We start from the raw sequence: 26067 nt of genomic DNA, 5'->3' as shown, positions 1-26067 counted from the left end.
AATTAATAAATGTATTTAGTGAAATCTTTATGTTCTTCTTTTACTAACTCTTCAGTAGAAAGTGATCTAAAATAATCATAAGTAATTTTCATTCCTTCTGCTCTTCCAACTTTAGGTTCCCAATTTAAAATTTCTTTAGCTTTTGTAATGTCTGGTTGTCTTTGTAAAGGATCATTCATAGGTAAGTCTTTATAAATAATCTTTTGAGTCGTACCTGTCAACTTAATTATTTCTTCTGCAAAATCTTTAATAGTAATCTCATCTGGATTTCCAATATTTATTGGTAAATGATAATCCGAATGTAATAACCTCCAAATACCTTCAACTTGATCATCTACATAACAAAATGATCTTGTTTGACTTCCATCTCCAAAAACTGTTAAATCTTCTCCTCTTAAAGCTTGACCTATAAACGCAGGAATTACACGACCATCGTTTAATCGCATTCTAGGTCCATAAGTGTTAAAAATCCTCAATATACGAGTTTCAACTCCATGAAAAGTATGATAAGCCATTGTAATGGACTCTTGAAAGCGTTTAGCTTCATCATAAACTCCACGTGGACCAATAGTATTTACATTTCCATAATATTCTTCTGGTTGTGGATGAATTAAAGGATCTCCATAAATTTCTGAGGTAGAAGCTATCAATATTCTTGCTTTTTTTACTCGAGCTAATCCCAATAAATTGTGTGTCCCCAAAGAACCTACTTTTAAGGTTTGAATGGGTATTTTTAAATAATCAATAGGACTTGCTGGCGAAGCAAAATGTAAAATATAATCTAACTTTCCAGGAACGTGTACAAATTTGGTAATATCATGGTGGTAAAACTCGAAGTTTTGCTCTTTAAATAAATGCTCAATATTTTTCAAATCACCTGTAATCAGGTTGTCCATTCCAATTACAAAATAACCTTCTGCTAAAAATCGATCACAAAGGTGAGAACCTAAAAACCCCGCTGCTCCTGTTATTAAGATACGTTTCATTTTGTTGTTGTTAATTTAGGTTGCGTCATAAAAAGACAATAAAAAACAGTAAAAAATACCACTCCTCTTTGACGCCACAAAAATGATTCGGTCAAAAATAAGCTTATCATTAGAATTGTAAAAGCAATATGTATAAAATCTTTTGATTGTAACGCTTTTTTCAATGAAAAAAACAAAAGCAACATTAAATGAGTAAAGCCTATAAACCCTAATTCGACAAAGACTTGCACATATTGATTGTGAAAATTCTTTTTTTGATACCCTTCGTTAATTGTATCTCCCAAAAACACATTGTACTTTATTCCTTTTTCTTCTAATTTTATTTGGGATGCATTAAAGCCGAGTCCTTCCCAAAATGCTTTTTCTTCTTTTATGATCTCCAAACACATTCGAAATTGATATATACGAAAAGCCAAAGCTGGAAAAAAATCATTTGGACTAAACTGCTCATTATTCCAAGCTTCATAAAGAGTCACTTTATGGTTTGTTTTTGACAACTCTGGAATTACATTATGTCCAATTACTTTTTCAGTATTCGTTTTAAATTCTTCGTTAATATAATCCTTTGTTTGCTTATAAAAGCCTAAAATCAAAGCTAAAATCAATACTAGCACACTATTTCGTAATCGCATTCTGTTTGCGCTTTTCGAAAAGAAAAAAAAGTATAAAAGCAATAAAAACAAGCATGTAAACAATACAATACTAGATGAAAGTAAAACCAAAAATACCGCTAAAATAAAAACACACAGCCAATTATAAATTCCTTTCTTTTTAGTTGTCAAAAAATAGAAAAAAGCAATTGCCACAAAAGCGGATACATGAACTGCATTTAAGTTTTTAGGCACCAATCCCATATCGGAAATATAGTTGCCATGATTAAAGAAAACAGAGCTGTTTTTATAAACAAAAAATCGTATTATAGCTCTTATCAAAAAAGCCATTGAAACAACTACCGCTAGGTATGAGTACGTTTTTAGAACGGATTCTTTTACATGGGTAGTATCAAACTTGATTGCTAAAAACAACAGAGGAATAACCAATAAAAAAACGGTTCTAGGTATTGAATACAACGTTAACATTGGTTGCATACTCCAAAAAAAAGACGTTACAATCCAAAAAAACAATAAAATAGGTAATGCTAAAAGCGTATTCCAAATAATAGGTTTTTTAAAAAAAATAACCGTATATATAAATCCTATTAAAACGGCTATATTACTTGCTGGAATCGGTAAAAAACCGGAAATGGCTAAAAAAATAACTAGAAAATTAAATTTCTCTTGGCTTTTTAAAAATCGAACTACACTATTTAGCATATTTATTCATTAAATATTGCAATTTAAGTATTTTTTATTTTACAATGAGTACAAATTAATAATCTAAAAACAATATATATACCTTGATTTTATCTAAATTAAAAATTTATATGGTATAAAATATGATTTTAATTTACATAAATCGTATGTATTACGTGATTTACTTCTTAAGTTTATTGAAACAAAACAATGTATCTTGATTAGTAGTTTGAAGTTCAGAAACGTCGATATGCAAATTTATATTTGTAGATGATTTAGATTAGTTTAGTGTTCCCTTAATTCAAAACTATAATAAATACCTAAAAGCAAACAATTTATACTAGTAAAGTTAACTATAAAAGAATTGACAAAATCTATAAAAAAACGTTTAATTTTGAAAGAAAATTAATTTTTGAAGTACATTACAAAAATTATTAGGTGTTTCTAAATTTATAACCTAAGTGGAAATATAAAGCATATTTAAGCAATGTATTGGGGAAATTTTAGCATGAAAACATTTGAAAACGAATACTTGATACTTCAATAAAAAGAATAAGACGGACGGAAGTTATCTATCTTATTCTTTTTTATCTCAATTTTACTATTATTTACTATAATAAACTTCAAGTTTTGGCTTAACTTCATCAATATCAATATTACTTGAGTAGAAAGTAGCAAAAGCTTGTTCCGATAGGGTTTCAGCTTTAAGAGAAAAAATTAGTGGCAAGTCAAATTTATATTCACTTGATGAATATTTTACAAGATTTGTAATATCTATTTTAATTTTTTTTTCATCTTTATTATCTTTATTTCTGTATAAACTATAAATATCTTTATAAACAATTGGCTTATTATTCCAACTAAAGTCCGCTTTGAACGGTTCATCAATCAAAGCGATCTTTAACTGATTTGCTCCAAAATTTTCTTCTGGATAAGGTTTTAATACAACAAAAGCCGAATCAATTTTGTGCTTACAAAAAAAGTTCTCTGTTTTAAAATTTATTACAAATGAAGAATTACTAATTCCATCTCCTAAATTATTAAAACTTGCAACTAACTTGTCCCATCTCACAGATTCATTAGGATAAGATGAATGTAACATTATAGTGTCATCTTTATCTAAACCAAAAGTTTTAATCTTGACAACATTTTCTTCATTTTTGCTTTCATCCTTACATGAATAAATAAACAATGTAGTTATTAATACCAATGCAATCTTTTTAATTTTCATAGAAATAATTTTAAACAAATTTATGTAAATCTTTTGATTATGGTCTATCTTTATGGCCTAATTTTAAACATTACGATTTTGGTTGTAGTACATGTTGTAGAAGCTTTAGGAGGAGGAGTTTACACCTATTTTAAAGATTTAACCTCACACTTTTCTAAGGAAGATGATATAAAAACTATCATTTTTTTTAGTAAAAACAGAAAAGAAATTGACCCAAAAAATTTGGAATTGATTACCAATCAGAATGTTGAACTTGTAGAAGTGGATATGTGTCGAAAACTAAATCCACTTCAAGACTATAAATCCATTTTAAAGCTCCGCAAACTATTAAAAAAGTACAATCCGGATATTGTACACCTTCATTCTTCAAAAGCGAGTGTTTTAGGGCGAATTGCGGCTTTAAATATTGTTTCAAAAGAAAGAGTATTCTATACTCCTCATGGTTATTCTTTTTTAAGTAAAGAATTTTCCAATTCTAAAAAGAAAGTGTTTTACTTTATTGAAAAATACATTCAAAGAATATTTGGCGGTATAACCCTTGCTTGCGGTGATACCGAATATGAAATTGCACAAAAAATTGGAAAAAGCGTATTAGTCCGTAATGGTATTATTGTAGACAAATTAAGTGCCTTTAAAAAGCCTATTAAAAATAATGTTTTAACAATTGGTATTATTGGAAGAATTAGTTTTCAAAAAAATCCAGACTTATTCAATACAATTGCGTTACGATTTTCAAAATACAATTTTATTTGGATTGGAGATGGTGAATTAAAAAGTCAACTGACTGCGACAAACATTACTATTACAGGATGGTCATTAGATCAGGTAGAAGTAATGAGTCGTCTTAATTCTATCGACGTATATTTACAGACCTCATTGTGGGAAGGCTTACCAATCGCTCTTTTAGAAGCTATGGCGCTTGAAAAACCCTTGGTTGCAACGAATATTATCGGAAACAAAGATATTGTAGTTCATAATGAAAATGGTTATTTATTCAATTGTATTGAAGAACTTGACATCCAATTCAAAAAATTAGAAGACGAGAGAACAAGAAATGAAATGGGAGCAAATGGCCTTAAGCGTTGTAAAGCCCTTTTCAATACTACAACTAATTTTAATCAGATGAAATCAATTTATTTGAATACCATTTCAAATGCATAACAATAAAGATTGAATAGAAAAATCCGCTAAATCCTATACCATCAAAACGATTTAAAAAATCATCAGTGAGGTTTGATATTGAAAACAAAAGTGCAAATGCAATTATCAATCCATTCTTTAATGTAATTCCTAAGTAAAACTGACCTAAAATATAACAAACCGTTAGGATAAGCCCAATAAAACCAAACTTTAAATAATAATTTAAATATTGATTATGGGTAGCAAATTCATATTTAGCTAAAAAAAATTGATTGGTATCTTTAAAATATTTGATTAAATCTTGATTTGCATCAGAAGCCCCCACTCCTACTAAACAATTCTCATTGGCTAATTCCAAAGCGGATTTCCAAATTGATAATCGATTTACCAAACCGTTGTAAGCATATATTTCAGGATGTTCCATTTCGTCTAATTTCCCTACTTTATCTAAATTTGAAAAAGTAAACGTTGTATACTTTTCGATCATAAAAGGATTACTGTATACAGTAATCGTTATAATTGTTAACAGCATTAACAGAACCCCAAAAGTAGCGAACAAAGCCTTTTTAAAATTGAGCTTTTTTTTAATTTCATAAAAAATCATAACCATAAAGCACAATAATAGACACAACAACGAAACTCTTGTATTAACTACTAAAACATGCATTGATGCAACTAATACCAAACTTAGGTTGATTATCTTTTTTTTTATTGAACTCTTCCTAATAAATGTTTGAATTAAAAAATAAAGATTTACACAAGCCACAAAAACTAATTGAAAATTTATTGCTGGTGCGTGTACTTTGAACGATTGCGTAAACACATACCCTACCTCCCACAAGTCTATACCATTTAAATACTTTTGCATATATTCTTGAAACACAATAACAAATCTAATTTCTAAAAGCAGTAAAATAATGGTCATACTCACAGCATAACGTCTTAATAGCAGATTTACGTTTACTCTCTTATAATGCCCTATTATAAAAAAAGCAAATACTAATAATGAAATGTATTTTAACAACGATTTTATACCTCTATCTAATTCGTCATTATTCCAAAAAAACATCACTTCCAGGAGTAAAGGAATCAGCATTAATAAAGCAATTTTCCAAATTTGTTTATTTAATTCTGGACGTTTAAAAAAAATTAGGTTAAATGATACAAATAAGATAATTGCAAAATTACTCAACTTTCCAAATGGCAATGCGATTGAAACAATTAATAACAAAAAATTATATATGCGATTGAACTTCTTTTCTGAAATTTTCATAATAAAGTAAATAATAAATTAAAGGAAAAACTCCTATTTTATGTCGCACTGCTGATCCTAAATCAGGTTCAAACACTCCTTGTATAATAAAGTATGCAAAAAGGAAAAGCATCAACCAATATTCTGTGGATAATTCTTTTTTGTGTTTTATTAAGCTGTAAAAACGAACCAAAAGAATATAGAAAAGAAAAAACTGCCAAACTATAAATACTAAAATTTGAGGTTTCAAAAAATGCTTTAAACCATTGATAGGTAAATTCACCGAAAAGAAACCATAAACAATACTTACCGCTTCCCCGTACCAAGTATTTGGTTCAATAGGAGATTTTAGTATAGAATTTGAATCAATCATTCCTCTTTCCTCGTTTAACTCCTCTCTTGTTTGCTGTGAAAAATGTTTTCCTTTTACAATGCCATAACTAATAGACATGAAAATCATGATAGTCAATCCTGCTAAAAAACTAGATGCTACTTTATTCTTAACATTAACTTTTGTCAATAAATTCATTCCAATTGCCACAATGGGTATGAATATAAAGTAGGGTCTAAAAATGAAGCTAAAAATTAAAAACAAATAGATTCCTATTCTTATTTTTTTGGAAATAGTATTCCTATGGTTGATAAAAATATAAACAAAATACCATATAAAAATAAATGTTATAAATTCTTTAGAAGGCATTCCTATAAAAATGGCAATCATCAAAAGAGCAAGATAAACCAATAGGTTTTTAACCGTGACCAGATGAAAGTCTTTGGGGATCCCAATTTTTCGCAACAAATAATACAATATTGGCAACTGTATAAGCGCCACCATACTAAACGGTAAATATTTTAAACCGGTGTACTTATAAAAAGACATAGAAAAAGGATAACTTCCAATTAAACCTATTTCATTGTACTTATCATATATTATAGTATAAGCATCACTAAAAAACCTATTTGGTAAAACAAAAGGGAATAGTATACTTAAAAATAATATTATACCTATTAATAGATAGAAACTAAAAACATTTTTATTTACTTTCAAATCAATTCTTTATAAAGATTTATATGATTTTCAATCATTCTATCAAGTGAGAATTCTTGTGCTCTTAGATAACATTTTCTTGATATTTCAGAATAGAAATCTTGATTCTTGTATAACTTTAAAATTTGCTCTGACAGTTCTACTTCGTTACCTTTTTCAAACATAAGTCCATAATTACCAACAATCTCCCTAACTCCATCAATATTAGATGATACAACTGGCTTCATACAAGCCATCCCTTCTAACAAAGTAATTGGCAACCCTTCAATATTAGTAGAAAGAATCAATATTCTACTTATATTAATCAATTCATTTATATCGTCTCTATATCCTAAAAATGTTATTCTATCAATAAGGTTTAATTCACTAGCTAATTTTTCGCAATCCCTTTTTGTTTCTCCATCACCTACAAGAGTTAATCTAATATAATCTGGTAAAAGTGTCATAGCTTTAATTAATGTTTTTTGGTCCTTTTGATAAGTAAACCTAGAAACTTGTATTAAATCTATCTGCAATTTTGAATCATTTTTAGGATAAAATTTTTTAAAATCAATTCCATTAGGTATTACAATAATTTTATTCTTTGATGACTTTAATGTTCTTAATAAACTAATCTTTACATCATTCGAAACTGCAATTATCTTTTTAATTTCTTTGCAAATCAAATAATCTGTTTTTTTAAAAATTGAATATTTCGATCTTCTGTTAAATGTACTATGCTCTGTATACACAATTTTAATTTTAGAAAATGAAATCTTCTTCGCAATGGCAACCCAATAAAAAGATGGAAATAAATGAACATGAACTAAGTCATATTTCTTTAAAAAGGGTATTATTTTAAGAGAATTTATCGGATTATAAATATTAATATTCATGTAATATATTTTACACAGTTTTTCAACCTTCATTTCTAAAGAAGTATTTGTTTTTTCAAAAACTAAAACTTCAACATTTATATTCTTTTTTTTTAATCCTTCAATCAGATTAAAGACAACTGTCTCTGCTCCTCCAAAATTAAAGTTATTTATTATATATAGAATTTTCATTTCCTTTTTACATATTTAAAATATTCCCATTTTAATTTTATCTTTTATAAAAACATAAAAGACACAAAGTAAAATCCAAAAGATATTTGTTATCGAAAAACTAATTGCCGCACCAAGCATTTCATATTTAGGAATCAAAATAATATTTAGAATAATATTTATTAATAAAGCCAAAAACATTATTCTTTTAAAAACTATCTGTTTATTGGTCATATTCATATACATTGGTATCACTCCAAAAAAAGATGCTATAATTTGAGATAAAACTAGCAATTTTAGAGCTGAATCTGCTAAAATATAATCCGCCCCAAATATTTTTAAAATGGTTTCACTAAATAAAATCAATATCACTCCACCTATAAAATTAATTATAAAAATAAGTCTATTACTTCTCTTTATAACCACGGTTAATTCTTCTACTTTTTTTAACTCGTAAAGCTCGGCTATCTTAGTTGAAGCATTAATACCGAAAGAAATAATAACCATACTCATAAACGTCATTAATTTAATTGCTAACGAATAATAAGCCACAACAGCGTCTCCAAAGTGCCTTTTTAATAAAAAAACATCTACACTGAGTAACAAAAAAAAAATCAAACTACTTAAACCCATAGAATATGAAGACTTAATGATTTTTACTTGATTTACTTCATTACAAAAATCTAAATGTTCACCTTCTATTTTAACTAACTTAATTAAAATTATAATCAAGGTTATAATTGCTAAAAAGAAAAAACCATATATGAAAAAATCTATTAAACATTCTGGATTTCCGTGAAAAGTGAGTAAAATTGACCCTATAAAAACAGGAAAATATTTAAATGTATTTCTAAAAAGTTCAGACAAATAAACATCTCCTAAAGCTCTTATGAATTCAGTATTATAAAGTGTTAACACATTAAAAAATAAAAGAAAAATACACTTATAAATGATGTTGTATGTAGATGAATCATTAAAAAAACTATCTACAAAATTTTTATCTACTAATAGAAATAATAATAATAAACATAAAGAAGTCATGAATAATATTTTCAAATTATTTATATATAGCTTCTTTAAAACAGAAAATGAATTTAGTGCTCTTAACTTTCCAGCAAAAAATAAAACAGATTGATCTGTTCCTAATAAAGCAATACTCCCAACTAATAATAGAAAAGTTCGTGTAAAATCGTATTGCCCTACTATTTTAGGACTATAATTATGTGTCAAAAATAGAGTAAAGCCAAAAAGCGTTATGACACCAAAAACACGCAAAATCAAAGTTATAATACTTTGCTTTATTAATGTATTCGAATTTATTTTTGTTAAAAGTTCTTTTATTTTTTCCAAAATTAATTATAAATAAGACTACCTGTAAATAATTGATTTACATCAATTGATACTGGGTTATTTTTCAAAACTACATTTCCAGTAGCATAAATTGCTCCTGTTAATGAGTTTATAGAATATACTGTTAAATCATTACTGCCTCTATGAAAAATTTCCATCGTATTTACTCTAAAATTTTCTCCTTCAAAACGACCATCACCCCAAGAAAAGAAAAGTATAACTGAATTACTTAATCCGTTAATATAAAAATTACTTAACCCATTAGTTTCCACATAAAATTCTTCGCAATCAACATCTAAATAAAAATCTCCCGTTCCAGCCCCAGTTCCACCGTAACCATCACCTATTGAGTACAACCTCAACTCTGGGAAATGCAACATCCCATCACTCTTAATCTCTTGTTCTGTTTTACAGTGAATTTCAGTTAAATTTGGAACAGTTACATAAACAGTCGTCAATCCATAATCACGAGCAATGTTACAAGTTGAATTATCTTTAACAATTAACATGTCATCAACTACTTTAACGTCCAAATCATCAATTATGTTATCACTTGTTTCAACTCTTATTTCATAATTTGGTCCTTCTTTAATTACTAAGCCAACTCCGTCATACACTTTTACTTTTGTAAAATCTTCTAAAGAAAAGTTCTGCGAAATTCTATTTCCATTACCCTTAAAGCAGTCTTCTGAAATACCACAACTTGTGATTATAAATAGTAATAAAAAGGATAATATACTTAATTTTTTCTTCATTATAATCGAATTCCTAATGTTACTTCAATTGCTTCTGCTCTTCCTCCGTGTGTTTTTAATCCAACTCCAGAAAATAATTCTTTGGTAATATAATACTTTGCTCCTACTCGTTGATAAATATCAATTTCGTAATTAAATGGTTTATATACATAATATCCAAATTGCATTTCAATTGACAATTTATTTATAAATAATTCATGGCCAATAAATAATCCTATTCTTTTATAATCAACGTCTGCTTCACTATACGATTTATGTCCTTTTGGAAAAGCAACTGAAACAAATTGGATATAATCTTGCAAATATCGTGAAAAGAAAACATCTGTTCCGAATTGTAATGCACTTTTTCTGCCTATTCTCTTATCAGCATATAAACCTATATGATAAAATTGTCTCTGTCCTAAATGAGGAACAGGTCCTTCTGAAATGCCTGTTCTAAATGCTATATTATATTTTATTTTTTCTTTGTACGTTTCTCTACTAGGTAATGTATCTTTTATAAACTCTTGATATTCATCAAAGTTATAATTTAATCCCACATTTAATGCAATGGTATTAATTCCACTATTTGGTGCCTTAAACCTTCCATTTGAAAAATGTGTTAACATAAAACCAGCTTGGAAACCTATTCTATTTAGAATATTATCTTTTTTATATTGCAACATAAAGTAGGTATTATCCATCACTTTAGTTCCAAATGCATTGTTTTTGTTATTTGTTTCTTTATTATATGGGTTTGAAGTTACTCCAATGCCTTGCGAAATACGAAACATTAAATTCCTTTTCAAAAAATAAAAATTATAATGTAACCCTAAAGCAAAATTATAACCAAGGTATTTGTTTTTAAAATCTAAATAATGAAAAGAAATTCCATAATCTGGATAATTATAAACTTGTTGCCATTCTTTTTTACCATAGGTTTTCCAGTTATAACTTAACATGAATCCGTCAGGGTGGCCAGAAATTAAATGTCCAATATCATTAGTATGTTTATATACATTTCCTCTAAATAACTGTGCATCAAAATATGTTGTATTTTTCTTATCCTGAGCGATGGAAAGTAACACATTAAAAAAAACAATAAATAAAAAACTATATTTCATTATATTTTTTTAATTGTTGTAAACATACAGAAAGACTATCTCTCCAGTCATTAATTTTAATTCCAAATATCGTTTTTATTTTAGTTTTATCTAAAACACTATATTTTGGTCGTTTTGCAGGTGTTGGGTATTCTTTAGTTTCAATTGGTTTTAAATTTATTTGAATATTATTTATTCTGAAAATTTCCTTTGCAAAATCATACCAAGTACATTTTCCTTCATTACTAAAATTATAGATTCCAAATAATTTAGAATGTCCAACATTAAAAGAAAGAATAATTTTTATTAATGCTTCGCTTAAATCCACAGCATTCGTTGGTGTTCCGATTTGATCATTTACAACAGATAATGAATCTTTTTCTGATGCTAATCGCAACATTGTTTTTATGAAGTTATTTCCAAATTGTGAATATACCCAAGAAGTTCTTATGATGAAATGTTTTTCCCAAGTTCCTTGAATTACTTGTTCCCCTTGTAATTTAGTTAATCCGTATATTCCCGTTGGAAAAGGTACGTCAGTTTCTCGTAGACCAAGCCCACTTTTTAATGGTAAACGTAATTCTCTATCATAAAAAGCTTTTCCATTTAAAAAATAAGCATCAAAGACAAAATCGGTCGAAATATGAAGTAAAATTGTATCAAACTCTTTACACGTTAAAGCTAAATTTTCAGCTCCATTTGTATTGATTGCAAATGCTTTTTCTGGTTCGCTTTCCGCTTTATCTACCGCTGTATAAGCTGCTGTATTAACACAGAAATTAGGTTTATATTGATCGAAAACAGCTTTACATTGTACTAAATTAGTAATATCCAATTCCGATGAATTACAAAATACAAAATCGATTGTAGAATATTTTCCTGCAACAAATTGAATTGCTTGACCTAATTGTCCATTCGCTCCAGTAACTAGAACTACCATACTTTCCTTGATTTTTCTATAGCTGGTAATCCTCTATCTTTTTCAGAAATAATTAATTCATTAGTTGGAAAATCCCAATTAATATTAATTGTTTTATCATTAAAAATAATACCTCCTTCTGATGATGCATTATAAAAATTATCACATTTATAAAAAACAATAGCCGTTTTACTCAAAGCTAAAAAACCATGGGCAAAACCACTTGGAATAAAAAATTGTTTTTGATTCTCTTCAGTTAATAAAACCGATATATATTGTCCATAAGTTTTAGATTCTGGACGAATATCTACTGCAACATCTAAAACTTCTCCTTGTAACACACGTATCAATTTATTTTGAACATGTACTCCACATTGATAATGTAAACCTCGCAGAACACCTTGAGTTGAAAATGATTGATTATCTTGTACAAAATTGATTTTTTGTCCAATTCCTTTATGGAAAGTTTCTTCATTAAAACTTTCCATAAAATATCCTCTTTCATCTTTAAAAATGGTAGGTTCAAGTATAAAACACCCTTCTATTTTTGTTTCTATAAACTTCATTTACTTTTTTAATAAGCTCATTAAATGTTTTCCATAACCGCTTTTTAATAATAGTTCTGCTGACTTTTTTAATTGGCTATCATCTATAAAACCCATTTTATACGCTGCTTCTTCAATAGATCCTATTTTTAATCCTTGACGTTCTTCTATGACTTGTACAAATTGACTAGCTTGCATTAATGAGTTAAAAGTTCCAGTATCTAACCATGCTGTTCCTCTATCTAGGATACTTACTTTAAGTTTTTCTTGTCTTAAATATTCTTTATTAATATCTGTAATTTCAAGCTCACCTCTATCACTTGGTTTTATATTTCCTGCTATTTCAACAACTGAATTATCATAAAAATAAATACCTGGAACAGCATAATTTGATTTAGGTTTTAAAGGTTTTTCTTCTATAGATAGCACTTTCCCTTCTTTATTAAAATCAACTACACCATAACGTTCTGGATCATGAACGTGATACGCATAAACAATTCCTCCATCTGGATCATTATTAGCTTGAAGTAATTCTGCTAAACCTGTTCCATAAAAAATATTATCCCCTAAAATTAAAGCTACTTTATCTTTTCCAATAAACTCTTTACCAATTATAAAAGCTTCTGCTAATCCATTCGGGTTTTCTTGAATTGCATATTCAAATCGACATCCTAACTTTTCCCCATCTCCTAATAATTTTTGAAATAAAGGCAAATCATGTGGTGTTGAAATAATTAATATCTCATTAATTCCTGCCCAAATTAAAGTTGAAAGCGGATAATATATCATAGGTTTATCATAAACAGGCATTAATTGTTTACTTACAGCTAATGTTAATGGATGTAATCTAGTACCCGAACCACCTGCTAATATTATTCCTTTCATCTCTTTTATCTTTAATTTTTGATTTATAAAAACACCTTAAACTTGAATTTTTTTCAGATACCAATCAACTGTTTTTTCTATACCTGTTTCAAAATTTTCATCTGCTTTCCAACCTAATTCTTTTTCAATTTTAGTTGCATCAATTGCATACCTCTTATCATGACCTGGTCTATCTTTTACAAATGAAATTAAATCTTTATAATTTCCTTCCTTTCGAGGCACTTTATTATTTAATATATCGCAAATTTTATCTACGATATATAAATTATTACGTTCATTTCTTCCTCCAATATTATAAGTTTCCCCTGCTTTTCCTTTTTTAAAAGCCAATTCTATACCTTTACAATGGTCCAATACATATAACCAATCACGTACATTTTTTCCATCTCCATAAATAGGAATGTTTTCTCCTATTAGAGCCTTTCGAATAATTGTAGGTATTAGTTTTTCATTATGTTGTTTTGGTCCATAATTATTTGAACAATTTGTGGTAACGACATTCATTCCATAGGTATGGAAATAACTTCTAACAATCATATCTGAACCTGCTTTTGATGCTGAATAAGGACTATTTGGAGCATAAGGCGTTGTTTCTTCAAACAAACCTGTTTCTCCTAATGTTCCATAAACTTCATCTGTAGAAACATGATGAAAACGAGAATTCTTAAATGCTTCATTAAATATATTTGGACTACTCATCCATAAATTTCTAGCAGTATCTAATAAATTAAATGTACCTAAAACATTTGTTTTAATGAATGCTTCTGGTCCAGAAATAGAATTATCCACATGACTTTCAGCGGCAAAATGAATAACATCATGAAATTGATATTTAAGAAATAATCCTTCAATAAAAGCTCTATCACAAATATCTCCTTGAACAAAAGTATATTTTTGATTATTTTCTACCTCTTTTAAGTTTTCTAAATCTCCAGCATAGGTTAATAAATCTAAATTTATTACATGATATTCTGAATTATTATCTAAAAAATAAGGTATAAAATTAGCACCTATAAAACCTGCTCCACCTGTTATTAAAATAGTTTTCATAACTGTTTAAAGATTCTTTCTCTTATTTATTTGTCTTTTATAAAAACGCATAAAACCATTTACAAACAGAAAAATGAAAATAAAAAAGAATGGTAATATCAATTTATTTTTACTACTCAGCCCATCAGTATTTCTACTATTAATAGATATATTAATATCTTTAATAATTTTATCACTATTTACTAAATTAATCTTATTATAACCTTGCTCCTTTATTAATTCTTCTTTTGTTTTTATAATGTCATTTAACTGATTATTTTCATTGTAATATACTAATTTATCACTCTTTTGATTGCTTGACGAAGTCTTTGTAAAATCATTTAGTAAATTATCAATTTGTATTACTGTTTCGTCATTTGCAACAATCTTAGATTTTAAATTTTCTATTGATTGGTTTTGAATAACTTTAAAATAATCTGAATCGTTTAAATATTTTAATATCGATGTTTTTATTTTATCACTTGTAATTATACTAGCTGTTTTTATTTTAATAACATGAAATGGATAGTTTTTACTCGTAACATCATCTTTAATTATTTTTTGTAAATCTCCATCCTCTGCCATTAATTTTATCAAACCAAAATTACTTTCTTTAGAATTTATAAATTGATAAACATCAATAATTGGTTCTATTTCAATTTTTTTAAAATCATTTTTATCTATAAATCCTAACTTGTTTAAAAAAGATGTATCATTTTCTTTTCTTTTAGATTCTAATAAATTAACTTTAGAGTATAAATAATCTGTACTTCCGAAATTAGGTAAAACAATAATTTCATGATCATATATTTTAGAGTCTTTATCTAAATAATAACCTAGTCCAACACCTAAAATGAATAAAACAATTATTACTATTATATTTTTTTTAAAAAAAAGAATGAAATCAAAAATTTTATCCAAAATTAGTTGATAAAAATCTCCAATCTTCTTAAAAACTTGACCTAAATCAATCTCTTGATCTTGAGAATTTGTACTCATTAAAAATTATTTTACGTTAAATATTTGTTCTAATATTTTCATTGTAATTAAGTAAGTTGGTTTTACACCTGTTGTTCCTAATCCTCCTGAAGCTAATGTACTTCCTGTTTCTAATGGATTATCTGACGCATAATATGCATACCTTACTTTTACGTTTGGATTGATACTTTTTCTAATTTTTGAAGCCGATTGAATTGCTTTTTGATAATAAGCTCCTTCCATTTCTAATCCTATGGCTTCCCATGTTGATTCATGAAAAAATTTCAACAAATCTCTATTTTGAAGTGATGTTCCTAAAACTGTAATCATTGGTCCTGCAAAAACAGGAATTCCATTTCCATCAAACATTTCTTTTGTTAATTCATTATCAAAAGGATAATTATCTGCCGTTCCTTCATTTACATGAGCATTTGGAATCATAATATCTCCTTTACCTCCTTGTAAAATACCCGCTTTACCCATTATTGAAACAGATTCTACATTTAAAAGGATTTTATTTTTTTTATCTGATTTAAATGGTTTTAATAATTCATCAATAGTTTCAAAGGCTTGTTCTCCAAACGCATAATCCATAACGATGATTACTGGTTTTTCTTGTGTTAATTTAGCATTTGAAAAAACAGTTTTCTTAAAATCAATTTTAGCAGTATCAAAAATTTGAACATCAATATTTGTTCCTGAAGTATCTGGCAATGAAATCATACCTTGTCTAAAAGCATATTCTTCAACCTTTTTACGTAAGTCTTTATTGCTTGAGCTACTTAAATCTTCGAATATTTGATACTCTGCTAAATCCTTATATTTTTTTCCTAAAACAGGTTCTGCAAAAATTGAATTCATCACACTATGCATATTAGCACTTATAATATGTATAGGTCTAGTAATTAAATTATTATCTTGTAATACGTTTTTAATATTTGTAGCCCATATATCTCCATAAATATGGTGTCCTAATCTTTCTCTTAAAATTGGACTAAAAGTAATTGTTCTTTTATTATTATCTACAATTTCTTCAATGGCTAACTTTCCTAACCAATAAATTACGTGTAAAAATCGATCTGGAGCATCTGTTGTTGCAAAATCATCATATATTGCTTGAACTTCTGCAAATGTTCTTCCTAATACATTTGCAGCATGGGAAATTGCTTTTTCACGCTCTATTAAAGGTAATTTTTTAGTTATATTAACTACTTGTTCTAATTTTTGCCAATCTCTAGAAACTTTTCCTTCATCATCAATTAAAACACGATCTTTAATTTTATGCGATTCAATAAAAATGAATGTTAAATGCGTTAAAATATCATAAATATCTGAACGTCCTCGAGTAATTTCAACATTCATTTGTTCATCATCAATTCTATAACAATTACGTCTCCTTTTTGGAGGAACAATTGCTTTAAAATGTGAGTTTGAGTATCCTTCATCTGATGTTAAATTAATATAACGACATTCTTCTATTCCTATTGGAAGTCGTTCTATTACATATAACAATCCGTTAAGTTCTACTTTTTCTTCTGCAATACTTCCATAAATTTCTGGTCGAAGTGCTAAAAGTCCTTCTCTTAATGTTTCACCTGACACACCCATTGGTTTATAAAAACCTCTATTAAATAAATGTCTCATGGTAATGTACAGTCGTTCAATAGCTGCTGACGACTCTTGCGCTCTTGAGCGCGAAATGTTTTTAATGTCCTTCATTAATATTTTTGTTTATCTAACCTACAAAGGTATAATTTTTATTTTTTAATTGGTTAATGTAAGGTTAATTGCTGGTTCAAAAATTGTCATTTTCTCTGAAAAATTATCTTCATTTACACTTTTATGCCATTTTCCTCCATAAAAACTATATAAAAAATCTCTTTCAACATAATTATATAGCACTAATGGATAATACTTTTTTTGAATTTTTTGTTCTTTAGTATATGGGTCTATGATTGTTTTCTCAATTTTATTGTTTTCTATAATTAATTTTTCATACGCTACGAAAATTCCACTTTCTGGCATAATTAAATTGAATTTAGAAACATCGAACTTACTTGTCATTACTCCGCTTTTAATAAATACAATCAAATCTTTCTTTAAAAGTTTTTCTCCTGGAGAGCCATCTTCATTCACACTATAAAAATGAATTTTTATAGTAGCTCCTTCAATCTTATTATCTGTTTGAATCGTTACTTTTTTTATAAACTTTGTTTTCTTATAAATATCTAAGTACGTAAAATATTTTGCTTCAATCTTTGGACCATTATCAAAGGTTTGTAAAATAGCATTCTTTGTTTTTCCTATTTCTATTTGTTTTGTTTCTTTCTTATTTAAAACAATGATTTCATCTAATTCAACTGTAGATGGTTTTAAAATTACTTCTTTAACTTTAGAAGCTTTTATGATTTTTCTTTCAAAACCTAATGATGAGAAAATAATATTTTTGCTTATATCTAATATATTTATTGAAAATGTTCCATCTTCTTCAGATGTTGTTCCAATATTTTCATTTTCTACCCAAATATTTACAACAAGGAATAGGTTCTCCGGTAAGACTATCTTTTACAACTCCTCTTACCTGTGCTAAAAAAGAAATACTTATTAATAAAAATAATAAGGCTAATAGCTTTTTTTGTTTCATGTTATCTTTACATTTCTTTCAATTTATCTGCTATTTTTCTATTATCGCTTAATCTAGGTAGTTTGTTTTGTCCTCCTAATTTTCCGATAGATTTCATATAATCTTGGAATCCATTTTTCTTTACTTTTGAAATAACCAATGTTCTTAGAACTTTTCCAACTATTAAATCGTCATAATAAACATTTTGTTTTCTCATTGCATTATCTATTTGTAATGCAAATTCTTCTAAATTATTAGGTTCTTTTTCAAATTCAATAAACCATTCGTGATAGGGTAATCCTTCTTCTGGAGAAATTTGTGGTGCAACGGTAAATTCATTTATTTGAATATTTGTTCCTTGCATTGCTTCTTGAAGAGCACTTTCAACTTCTTTTCCTATAACATGTTCTCCAAAAGCAGAAATATAATGTTTAATACGCCCTGAAACAATTATTCTATAAGGCTTAAGACTTGTAAACTGAATTGTATCTCCAATATTATAAGCCCAAAGTCCGGCATTAGTAGAAATAATTAAAACATAATTTATACCTAGTTCTACTTCTCCTATTGTATATCGATTTGGTTTTTCAGTGTAAAATTCATCTGCTTTTATAAATTCATAAAATATACCTGAATTTAATAAAAGTAACATTCCTTTTTCTGTTTGTGTATCTTGATAAGCAAAAAATCCTTCTGAAGCAGGAAACAACTCAATTGAATCTACTTTTCTACCAATTAAATTTTCAAATTTTGCTCTATATGGTTCATAATTAACGCCTCCATAAATAAACAAATTAAAGTTTTTAAAAATTTCTCCTACTGGTTTATTTGCCTTTTTTTGTAATTTTTCAAAATACATTTGTACCCAAGAAGGAATTCCTGAAATTACTGACATATTTTCATTAATTGTTTCTTTAACAATTGCGTCTACTTTAGTTTCCCAATCTTCGATACAATTAGTTTCCCAACTTGGCATTCTATTTTTTTGTAAATATTTAGGAACATAATGGGCTACAATACCTGATAATCTGCCTAGGTTTATTCCATTTTTTTCTTCTAAAATAGGGCTTCCTTGTAAAAAAATCATTTTACCACTAACAAAATCAGCTTTGCCTGTTTCATTAATATAGCTTAAAATAGCATTTCGAGCTGCTTGAATATGAAAAGGCATTGATTCTTTTGTTAATGGAATATATTTTGCTCCTGAAGTTGTTCCTGAAGTTTTAGCAAAATAAAGTGGTTTTCCTTTCCAAAGTACATTTTCTTCCCCTTTTACTACTTTATCAATATATGGCTTTAGCTGTTCATAATCTCTTACTGGAACTTGTTTTTTAAAATCTTCAAAATTTTTAATTTTATTAAACTGGTGATCTTTCCCAAACTGAGTTTCTTGGGCTAATGTTATTAACTCATGAAAGATTTTTTTTTGGGTTTCTATTGGATTATTAACCCATTTTTGAGTAGTGTAGTAAACTTGCCTTGCAAAAAGTTTTGCTGCAAAAGTTTTTATTGACATAATTTATTGAAAATTAATAAACTGAGTAGGATCTATAGGAAAGCCATCTTTCCATAATTCAAAATGAAGGCTTATACTTGAATCTTGTTTTGAAGTATTACCTGCTAATGCTATTACTTCTCCTGATTTAACAGTATCTCCTTGTTTTTTAGTCACTGAAGCAGCATTCTTATAAACAGATAAAATGCCTTCTTGATGTTCAACTATAATTACATATCCATGAGATGGTGTCCAATCTGAAAAAATTATCGTTCCTGTTCCTACTGTTTTTATAGGAGTGTTATTTGCTAAAGCAATCTTTACAGCTAAATGATTATTTTTTGCACTATATTTTTCAATTATAGTTCCTTGAGCTGGTGGAAATAAGATAAAATTTACTTTTGGTTTTGCAGTTTCAAAAACATTATATTTATCTTCTTCTATAACTTTTTCTCTTAATTCTTTTTCTACTTCTGAAACGGCTAATCCTTTTTCATCTACAGCTTGTTTCTCAGTTATAATTAATGAATCTTTATTCAATTTTGCATATTCTAAATCACCCGCTAAAACTTTTTTTATTGAAGCTATATATGCATTATTTAGTTCAAATGATTTTTCTAAAGAATCTGATTTTATAGCTAAATCAATTGCATTTTTCTTTAATTGTGTAGAAGCATAACCTGGAATATATTCTCTCAAAGGTGTAAATGCAATAATATATGTGGTTATTCCTATTAAAAAAATAGCAGACAAGGTAACAACTACAAAAACATTCATTAAATTAAGCTTTAAAGAGAATGTTTCTTCAAATGTATCTTCATTGAGAATTACTAATCTTCTCTTATTGAATAGTTTTTTTAAAAGTAATTGTCTTTTTATTCTCTTTCTTGCCATTTTACCTTTAGTTATTGTCACAAATATACTAATTACAACGGCTTTTTTAAGTTATTCAATATAATTATTAGTTAAAAAATAAAGGTTTGTTAATTTCTTTTTATCTTTGTCGTATTAATTATTGAAATCATGAATGCATTAACTATATTTTTAGGTGTTATTGGTGGGCCACAAATAATATTAATTATTGTTGCTCTATTATTGCTTTTTGGTGGTAAAAAAATTCCTGAGCTAATGAAAGGACTTGGAAGCGGAATTAAAGAATTCAAAAACGCAGCAAAAGACGAAGATCAAAAAGTTTCTAAAAAAGAAGATGAAACTAAAGAATAAATTATACATCACAAACCCCTAATTTTACTTTATTAAAATAAAATTAGGGGTTTTTATTATTTTACAATATCATCGTCAATTGAATTCTTTTTCGGGCTTCATCAACCTCAACAACTTTTACTTGGACATGTTGGTGTAATTTTACTACTTCATTTACATCGGAAACATATCCTTCTTTTAGTTGCGAAATATGGACTAATCCACTTTCTTTTATTCCTACATCTACAAAACATCCAAAAGCCGTAATATTATTTACAATTCCTGGTAAAATCATTCCTGTTTTTAAATCTTTTATAGTTCTAACATTTGGATCAAATTCAAATACTTTTGCAGATTTTCTTGGATCTAATCCTGGTTTTTCTAACTCTTTTAAAATATCTTTTAAACCTAAAATTCCTATTTCTTCTGTAATATAATTTTCAGGTTTTATTTGATTAATTTTTTCTTTATTTGCAATTAATTCGTTAGTTTTTATACCTAAATCTTTGGCCATTTTTTCAATAACTCCATAAGATTCAGGATGTACTGCTGAATTATCTAATGGATTTTTACCATCTCTAATTCTAATAAAAGCTGCTGCTTGCTGATATGCTTTTTCTCCAAGTCTTGGTACTTTTTTAAGTTGTTTTCTGTCTTCAAATGGACCATTTTCAGAACGATAAGCAACAATGTTTTCTGCCATTTTTTCTCCGATTCCAGAGACGTAACTTAATAACGATTTACTAGCTGTGTTGATATTAATTCCAACGGAGTTTACACAACGAATTACAGTATTATCTAGTTCTTCTTTTAATTTAGTTTGGTCTACATCGTGCTGATATTGTCCTACTCCTATAGATTTAGCATCAATTTTTACTAATTCTGCTAAAGGATCTGAAAGTCTTCTTCCTATAGAAACAGCTCCACGAACTGTTACATCATAATTTGAAAATTCTTCACGTGCTATTTTACTTGCGGAATATACTGATGCTCCTGCTTCTGAAACTACAAAAACTTGTACTGGTTTGTCAAAAGCAATTTTTTTAATAAAAAATTCTGTTTCCCTAGATGCTGTTCCGTTTCCAATAGAAATAGCTTCAATTCCATAAGCATTTACCATAGAACGGATTTTTTTCATTGCCATAGCGCTCTCATTTTGTGGTGCATGAGGGTAAATAGTTTCATTATTTAATAAATCCCCTTTTTCATCTAAACAGACTACTTTACATCCTGTTCTATAACCTGGATCTATAGCTAAAATGCGTTTTTCTCCTAATGGTGGTGCTAATAAAAGTTGGCGTAAATTTTCTGAAAATACATCAATTGCTTTTATATCTGCTTTTGTTTTTGCTTCTTGTAATGTTTCATTTGAAATAGCTGGTTCTAATAATCTTTTATAACTATCTTTTATAGCTAATTCTAAATGATTTGATGCTTCGTTTTTATTTTTTATGATTGTTTCTTCAATAAAAGAAAGGGCTTCTTCTTTGTCTATTTCTATTTTAAATTTTATAAATCCTTCTGTTTCTGCTCTTAACATTGCTAATAAACGATGTGAAGGTACTTTTGAAATAGATTCTGACCAATCAAAATATTGTGAAAATTTTTGTGCACCTTCTTCATCTTTTTTTGTTTTTATAACTTTTGTCGTTATTTCTCCTTGTCGTTGAAATACACGTCTAAGATTTTTTCGAATGTAAATGTTTTCATTAATCCATTCTGCAATAATATCACGAGCTCCTTGTAAAGCTTCGTCTTCATTATTTACTTTATCATTTAAATATTTAGAAGCTATATAGTCTATATCATTTGCATTTTGCGCCATAATGATTTTTGCTAAAGGTTCTAATCCATTTTCACGAGCTGTATCTGCTTTTGTTTTGCGTGTTTTTTTGTATGGTAAATAGAAATCTTCTAATTCTTGTAAATCAAAACTTGCTTCAATTTTTTGTTTTAATTCCAAGGTTAATGCATTTTGTTCTTCTATTGATTTTAAAATGCTTTCTTTTCGTTTACAAATTTCATCATATTGTTTTTTAGCTTTAGAAATGTCTTCTATTTGAACCTCATCTAAATTTCCTGTTTTATCTTTTCTATATCGAGCTATAAAAGGAATTGTACAATCTTCTGATAACAATTGAAGTGTTGCTTCTATATTTTTTGTAGTTGTATCAACTTGTTTTTGTATAAATTGTATAATGTTCATTATTTATTTTTTAGTTATAAAGGATGTTCTTTATTGAAACGTAAAATTAAATTTATTTAGATAATTCTTTCTGTTGAGTAACGAAATTAATCACATTCCCATTTAAAATTAGCATTCTTTGAATGTCTATCTGGTCGAAATTCATAATGCCACCATTCGGAATAAATAAATTTAAAGTTGTACTTAAGTAATGTTTCTTTTAATAACTTTCGATTTTGTAAAACTTCTTCGGTATGATTTATATAATCATGATGTGCTTCTTTGCCAAAAAAATCAAACTTGGTTCCCATATCTAATTCATTTCCTAATGAATCTACTAAAGTTAGGTCAACAGCAGCTCCTCTATTATGTTTAGATCCTTTTTTTGGATTAGCTACATAATTTGTTCTTGGAAGAATTTCCCACATTTTTTTTTGAATATCTAATGGTCTATAACAATCAAAAATTTTAATACGATATCCTTTTTTTATAAATTCTCTATTGGCTTTTATAAGTGCTAAAGCTGTATTTTTTAGTAAATAACAATCTGAACAATCATATACTTTTTGATGTAAAAAATTATCTGTTGTTGCATATTTCATGTCTAAAATAAAATCGGAACTATAATCTTTAATATTTACGAATGAAGTGTCATTTAAAGTATGTAAAAATGGAATAGTTTTTTCTTTTTTTATTTCAAATGATTTAAGAATAGTATCTTCTGATTTTTCTAATTCTAAGTTATTCTTGTTTTCTTTTATTTCTTTTTTACAAGCTATAATTAAAATAGAAAATAGTATAAATGTGATTTTTTTAAAATACAATTTTTGAATATTATATTTACTAATAATCTTCATATTTGAAATTTCGTTTCATAAAATTTAAAGCAACTTCTACTATTTCTCCCATTGAGCTAGCTTTTTTAAAATCCATATCTAATGTAAATTCATAAACTTCTTCTCTCAATTGGTTTACATGTTCGTTTGGTGCTAATTTTATTGATTTCATTGCTGTTAATAAATTATTTAACCTGGTTTCAGATTCTATTAATCTTTTAACTAAAATAGAGCGCTCTTCATTTTGATATTGCTCAATTGCATTTTGATTCAATTTTGTTTGTACAAGCTGATAAAACTTAAAATTTTCTTTAAAAAGATGTGGTTTATATAGTTTAAATCTTCCTTCATAACTTTGCTGATCAAAATCTATTGCTCTAATTTTAAATACTCTTTGATCAAAATCATAAATGGGAATAATTACAAAATTATAAGAACGCATATCTCCTAATAAGCCTATCATACATCGCTCATTAAATTTTACAAATTCTTTTGCTATTTGAGCTTTTTCATGCTCATTACATTCTTTTAAATTATGTTCAAGAAAAATATCGCCTGGAATTCCTACTATATGCTCTTCTATTAATGTATCTTCAAAAACTAAGAAATTAATTCTATTAGGTGATAAAATATGTTCTAATTCTAATCCGAAAATACGCGAAGCGTCGGCTTTTTTTATATAAAAATGAGTATAATTATCATTTAATATATTTCTAATTTTAACTCTAAAAGGTTGAGAATTTCCGAAAGTACAAAAATCTATATAATCTACATTTAAAAATTGTATGTTACTTTCATCTCCATCTGAATGTAAAAGAGTATATATTTTTTTTAAACTATTGTCTATTTCAATTTTTTCAAATTCATTGTAAAAAACTCTAACCCATAATGTATCTTTATCATCTTTATCATTTACAACTATTGAACCTTGAAAACGTAATAAATCGTCGTAAAATACATTTGTTCTAGTTACTCTTTTATATTTTTCTAAATAAGTATATAACTGGCTATTTATAGGATAATATTTCTTTTTAAATTGTGGTTTATTATCATTCATGATTTGATTTTCTTTTAAAAAAGAAACTTTTTTATTTTTATATTTTATACAATATAACCTTTAAAAATTTAAAAGTACTTTTCCTTGAACTTTATAATTATGTTACCTTATAAAAATAGGGTTGAATTATATACCTAGCAATTAACAAAAGAAAAAATATCCAAACAACTATTCCAATATTAAAATACTTCCAATATTTTTTATAAGATTTTCTATCTTGATATATTAAAAAAGTAGAAGAAAATTTTATATGATATATAAAAAGAAATAAACTAGTTATAATTATTTTAAGTTTTAAATAATTAGAGAATTTAAAATTAACACAAATAATTTCCTGATTTAATTTTCTTTTATTTTTTTCTAAAATTATACTTGATTTAAACTCTTTATCTAAATTATCATTTTTTAACAATATAAGTAATTGATAGTCTGATAATTTTTCTACATTCATTTATTTACAAGCAATCTTATTTACTCTATTTGCATGTCTTCCACCTTCAAAAGCTGTTGATAAAAATACATCAACCATTTGAACTGCTTGTTCTATAGAAGTAAAACGAGCTGGAATACTTAAAATATTTGCATCATTATGTAAACGTGCTAATTCTGCAATTTCTTTTGTCCAACAAAGTGCTGCTCTTATATCTTGATGTTTATTAACTGTCATAGCAATTCCATTTCCAGAACCGCAAATTACAATTCCAAAATTTGCTTTTTTACTTTCAACATCATTTGCAACTGCATGACCAAAATCTGGATAATCTACACTATCAAAAGTATCTGTTCCATGATTAATAATTGTATATCCTTTTTCTTTTAAAAATGTAACGATTGCATTTTTATAATTTGGACCAGCATGATCGTTTCCTATTGATATAATCATAATGTAAGTGTTGTGTTGTTATTATTTTTACAAAAGTAAGGAATAATACTCAGCATGTTAAACTACTTTAATAATTCAAATAGAATATTACTTTATTTAATTAATTATCAAACACTTATAAGTTAATCAAATATTAAATTTATAGATTGTTAACAATGTTTTACAATCCATTGATAATCAGTTAACTTTAAATTAACATAACTTGTTAATAAGTAAAGACAAAAAAAGAGAAGTTTTTTTATAATGATACATGTTTTTTTATAAGCAA

At 27.0% G+C, this 26067-nt stretch carries 24 protein-coding genes and 1 pseudogene; 2 read left to right on the top strand and 23 right to left on the bottom strand.

The window, feature by feature from the left end; all coding sequences use genetic code 11:
• Nucleotides 1–2: 2 nt before the first annotated feature.
• The 3 genes from LXD69_RS05375 to LXD69_RS05365 all read right to left on the bottom strand — a co-directional run bounded on the left by LXD69_RS05375 (nt 3) and on the right by LXD69_RS05365 (nt 3509).
• Nucleotides 3–986 carry a UDP-glucuronic acid decarboxylase family protein gene (locus tag LXD69_RS05375; RefSeq protein ID WP_246918046.1) on the bottom strand — a complete coding sequence of 328 codons (984 nt, stop codon included), beginning with the start codon at nt 984–986 and terminating at the stop codon, nt 3–5.
• Nucleotides 983–2299: an O-antigen ligase family protein gene (locus LXD69_RS05370; RefSeq protein WP_246918044.1), complete on the bottom strand. Its 1317-nt coding sequence runs from the start codon at nt 2297–2299 to the stop codon at nt 983–985. The genes LXD69_RS05375 and LXD69_RS05370 overlap by 4 nt, the downstream gene beginning before the upstream one ends.
• A 583-nt stretch (nt 2300–2882) precedes the next feature.
• Complete coding sequence (locus LXD69_RS05365) at nt 2883–3509, bottom strand: DNRLRE domain-containing protein (protein ID WP_246918043.1); 627 nt, start codon at nt 3507–3509, stop codon at nt 2883–2885.
• Between the two features lie 39 nt (nt 3510–3548).
• Between LXD69_RS05365 and LXD69_RS05360 the strand changes: the two genes are divergently transcribed.
• A complete protein-coding gene (locus LXD69_RS05360; RefSeq protein WP_246918041.1) occupies nt 3549–4670 on the top strand; it encodes a glycosyltransferase in 1122 nt (373 codons plus the stop codon).
• Here LXD69_RS05360 and LXD69_RS05355 read toward each other — a convergent pair.
• From LXD69_RS05355 to LXD69_RS05280, 16 genes and pseudogenes are all read right to left on the bottom strand, one after another.
• Complete coding sequence (locus tag LXD69_RS05355; protein ID WP_246918040.1) at nt 4624–5922, bottom strand: O-antigen ligase family protein; 1299 nt, start codon at nt 5920–5922, stop codon at nt 4624–4626. The genes LXD69_RS05360 and LXD69_RS05355 overlap by 47 nt on opposite strands.
• A complete protein-coding gene (locus LXD69_RS05350) occupies nt 5885–6430 on the bottom strand; it encodes a hypothetical protein (protein WP_246918038.1) in 546 nt (181 codons plus the stop codon). The genes LXD69_RS05355 and LXD69_RS05350 overlap by 38 nt, the downstream gene beginning before the upstream one ends.
• A gap of 515 nt (nt 6431–6945) precedes the next feature.
• The gene (locus tag LXD69_RS05345; protein WP_246918036.1) at nt 6946–7995 is read right to left on the bottom strand and encodes a glycosyltransferase family 4 protein; all 1050 of its coding nucleotides are present in this window, start codon (nt 7993–7995) and stop codon (nt 6946–6948) included.
• A gap of 15 nt (nt 7996–8010) precedes the next feature.
• Nucleotides 8011–8841 (bottom strand): lipopolysaccharide biosynthesis protein, encoded by an 831-nt coding sequence (locus tag LXD69_RS05340; protein ID WP_246918034.1) that lies wholly within the window; start codon nt 8839–8841, stop codon nt 8011–8013.
• A 485-nt stretch (nt 8842–9326) separates the two neighbouring features.
• Nucleotides 9327–10079 carry a GIN domain-containing protein gene (locus LXD69_RS05335; RefSeq protein WP_246918032.1) on the bottom strand — a complete coding sequence of 251 codons (753 nt, stop codon included), beginning with the start codon at nt 10077–10079 and terminating at the stop codon, nt 9327–9329.
• A complete protein-coding gene (locus LXD69_RS05330; protein WP_246918030.1) occupies nt 10079–11182 on the bottom strand; it encodes an acyloxyacyl hydrolase in 1104 nt (367 codons plus the stop codon). The genes LXD69_RS05335 and LXD69_RS05330 overlap by 1 nt, the downstream gene beginning before the upstream one ends.
• Nucleotides 11172–12101 (bottom strand): dTDP-4-dehydrorhamnose reductase, encoded by a 930-nt coding sequence (gene rfbD / locus LXD69_RS05325; RefSeq protein WP_246918028.1) that lies wholly within the window; start codon nt 12099–12101, stop codon nt 11172–11174. The genes LXD69_RS05330 and rfbD overlap by 11 nt, the downstream gene beginning before the upstream one ends.
• Nucleotides 12095–12646 carry a dTDP-4-dehydrorhamnose 3,5-epimerase gene (rfbC, locus tag LXD69_RS05320; RefSeq protein WP_246918026.1) on the bottom strand — a complete coding sequence of 184 codons (552 nt, stop codon included), beginning with the start codon at nt 12644–12646 and terminating at the stop codon, nt 12095–12097. The genes rfbD and rfbC overlap by 7 nt, the downstream gene beginning before the upstream one ends.
• On the bottom strand, nt 12647–13510 hold the full coding sequence (gene rfbA / locus LXD69_RS05315; RefSeq protein ID WP_246918024.1) for a glucose-1-phosphate thymidylyltransferase RfbA: 864 nt from the start codon (nt 13508–13510) through the stop codon (nt 12647–12649). It lies immediately after the preceding gene.
• A 36-nt stretch (nt 13511–13546) separates the two neighbouring features.
• A complete protein-coding gene (gene rfbB / locus LXD69_RS05310) occupies nt 13547–14560 on the bottom strand; it encodes a dTDP-glucose 4,6-dehydratase (RefSeq protein WP_246918021.1) in 1014 nt (337 codons plus the stop codon).
• 6 nt (nt 14561–14566) lie between these two features.
• Nucleotides 14567–15538, bottom strand: a complete 972-nt coding sequence (locus LXD69_RS05305; protein WP_246918020.1) for a hypothetical protein — start codon at nt 15536–15538, stop codon at nt 14567–14569.
• A 6-nt stretch (nt 15539–15544) separates the two neighbouring features.
• Complete coding sequence (locus LXD69_RS05300) at nt 15545–17236, bottom strand: DUF6909 family protein (protein WP_045970380.1); 1692 nt, start codon at nt 17234–17236, stop codon at nt 15545–15547.
• Between the two features lie 45 nt (nt 17237–17281).
• Nucleotides 17282–17653, bottom strand: coding sequence for a hypothetical protein (locus LXD69_RS05295; protein WP_246918018.1), 372 nt, complete (start codon nt 17651–17653; stop codon nt 17282–17284).
• A gap of 261 nt (nt 17654–17914) precedes the next feature.
• Nucleotides 17915–18022 (bottom strand): annotated as a pseudogene (locus tag LXD69_RS05290) (carboxypeptidase-like regulatory domain-containing protein); the annotation flags it as partial.
• Nucleotides 18023–18168: 146 nt separating this feature from the next.
• Nucleotides 18169–19656, bottom strand: a complete 1488-nt coding sequence (locus LXD69_RS05285) for a GH3 auxin-responsive promoter family protein (RefSeq protein ID WP_246918017.1) — start codon at nt 19654–19656, stop codon at nt 18169–18171.
• A gap of 3 nt (nt 19657–19659) precedes the next feature.
• Nucleotides 19660–20529, bottom strand: a complete 870-nt coding sequence (locus tag LXD69_RS05280) for a murein hydrolase activator EnvC family protein (protein WP_246918015.1) — start codon at nt 20527–20529, stop codon at nt 19660–19662.
• 129 nt (nt 20530–20658) lie between these two features.
• Here LXD69_RS05280 and tatA point away from each other — a divergent pair, with 129 nt between their 5' ends.
• A complete protein-coding gene (gene tatA / locus LXD69_RS05275; protein WP_045970388.1) occupies nt 20659–20859 on the top strand; it encodes a twin-arginine translocase TatA/TatE family subunit in 201 nt (66 codons plus the stop codon).
• A gap of 61 nt (nt 20860–20920) precedes the next feature.
• Here the strand turns inward: tatA and LXD69_RS05270 are convergent, their stop codons facing one another.
• From LXD69_RS05270 to rpiB, 4 genes are all read right to left on the bottom strand, one after another.
• Complete coding sequence (locus LXD69_RS05270) at nt 20921–23044, bottom strand: Tex family protein (RefSeq protein ID WP_246918013.1); 2124 nt, start codon at nt 23042–23044, stop codon at nt 20921–20923.
• Between the two features lie 86 nt (nt 23045–23130).
• Complete coding sequence (locus LXD69_RS05265) at nt 23131–23880, bottom strand: M15 family metallopeptidase (protein WP_082084352.1); 750 nt, start codon at nt 23878–23880, stop codon at nt 23131–23133.
• A complete protein-coding gene (locus LXD69_RS05260; RefSeq protein ID WP_045970392.1) occupies nt 23867–24916 on the bottom strand; it encodes a hypothetical protein in 1050 nt (349 codons plus the stop codon). Before LXD69_RS05260 ends, LXD69_RS05265 begins: the two co-directional genes overlap by 14 nt.
• Nucleotides 24917–25367: 451 nt before the next feature.
• The gene (gene rpiB, locus LXD69_RS05255) at nt 25368–25799 is read right to left on the bottom strand and encodes a ribose 5-phosphate isomerase B (protein WP_246918009.1); all 432 of its coding nucleotides are present in this window, start codon (nt 25797–25799) and stop codon (nt 25368–25370) included.
• Nucleotides 25800–26067: the final 268 nt, after the last annotated feature.

Origin of the sequence: Flavobacterium sediminilitoris (genome assembly GCF_023008245.1) — a bacterium.
Classification (GTDB): domain Bacteria; phylum Bacteroidota; class Bacteroidia; order Flavobacteriales; family Flavobacteriaceae; genus Flavobacterium; species Flavobacterium sediminilitoris.
The sequence above is the reverse complement of the archived record's forward strand: the minus strand, read 5'-3'. Positions and strand labels throughout refer to the sequence as shown.

Excerpts from the sequence above, each read along its gene's own strand:
- rfbC (WP_246918026.1), bottom strand. The coding sequence starts at position 12,646 with ATGAAGTTTATAGAAACAAAAATAGAAGGGTGTTTTATACTTGAACCT.
- rfbB (WP_246918021.1), bottom strand. The coding sequence starts at position 14,560 with ATGAAAACTATTTTAATAACAGGTGGAGCAGGTTTTATAGGTGCTAAT.
- LXD69_RS05350 (WP_246918038.1), bottom strand. The coding sequence starts at position 6,430 with ATGAATTTATTGACAAAAGTTAATGTTAAGAATAAAGTAGCATCTAGT.
- LXD69_RS05285 (WP_246918017.1), bottom strand. The coding sequence starts at position 19,656 with ATGTCAATAAAAACTTTTGCAGCAAAACTTTTTGCAAGGCAAGTTTAC.
- LXD69_RS05265 (WP_082084352.1), bottom strand. The coding sequence starts at position 23,880 with ATGAAGATTATTAGTAAATATAATATTCAAAAATTGTATTTTAAAAAA.
- LXD69_RS05360 (WP_246918041.1), top strand. The coding sequence starts at position 3,549 with ATGGTCTATCTTTATGGCCTAATTTTAAACATTACGATTTTGGTTGTA.
- LXD69_RS05280 (WP_246918015.1), bottom strand. The coding sequence starts at position 20,529 with ATGGCAAGAAAGAGAATAAAAAGACAATTACTTTTAAAAAAACTATTC.
- LXD69_RS05305 (WP_246918020.1), bottom strand. The coding sequence starts at position 15,538 with ATGAGTACAAATTCTCAAGATCAAGAGATTGATTTAGGTCAAGTTTTT.
- rpiB (WP_246918009.1), bottom strand. The coding sequence starts at position 25,799 with ATGATTATATCAATAGGAAACGATCATGCTGGTCCAAATTATAAAAAT.
- LXD69_RS05270 (WP_246918013.1), bottom strand. The coding sequence starts at position 23,044 with ATGAACATTATACAATTTATACAAAAACAAGTTGATACAACTACAAAA.
- LXD69_RS05370 (WP_246918044.1), bottom strand. The coding sequence starts at position 2,299 with ATGCTAAATAGTGTAGTTCGATTTTTAAAAAGCCAAGAGAAATTTAAT.
- LXD69_RS05375 (WP_246918046.1), bottom strand. The coding sequence starts at position 986 with ATGAAACGTATCTTAATAACAGGAGCAGCGGGGTTTTTAGGTTCTCAC.
- tatA (WP_045970388.1), top strand. The coding sequence starts at position 20,659 with ATGAATGCATTAACTATATTTTTAGGTGTTATTGGTGGGCCACAAATA.
- rfbA (WP_246918024.1), bottom strand. The coding sequence starts at position 13,510 with ATGAAAGGAATAATATTAGCAGGTGGTTCGGGTACTAGATTACATCCA.
- LXD69_RS05355 (WP_246918040.1), bottom strand. The coding sequence starts at position 5,922 with ATGAAAATTTCAGAAAAGAAGTTCAATCGCATATATAATTTTTTGTTA.
- rfbD (WP_246918028.1), bottom strand. The coding sequence starts at position 12,101 with ATGGTAGTTCTAGTTACTGGAGCGAATGGACAATTAGGTCAAGCAATT.
- LXD69_RS05330 (WP_246918030.1), bottom strand. The coding sequence starts at position 11,182 with ATGAAATATAGTTTTTTATTTATTGTTTTTTTTAATGTGTTACTTTCC.
- LXD69_RS05300 (WP_045970380.1), bottom strand. The coding sequence starts at position 17,236 with ATGAAGGACATTAAAAACATTTCGCGCTCAAGAGCGCAAGAGTCGTCA.
- LXD69_RS05335 (WP_246918032.1), bottom strand. The coding sequence starts at position 10,079 with ATGAAGAAAAAATTAAGTATATTATCCTTTTTATTACTATTTATAATC.
- LXD69_RS05345 (WP_246918036.1), bottom strand. The coding sequence starts at position 7,995 with ATGAAAATTCTATATATAATAAATAACTTTAATTTTGGAGGAGCAGAG.
- LXD69_RS05365 (WP_246918043.1), bottom strand. The coding sequence starts at position 3,509 with ATGAAAATTAAAAAGATTGCATTGGTATTAATAACTACATTGTTTATT.
- LXD69_RS05260 (WP_045970392.1), bottom strand. The coding sequence starts at position 24,916 with ATGAATGATAATAAACCACAATTTAAAAAGAAATATTATCCTATAAAT.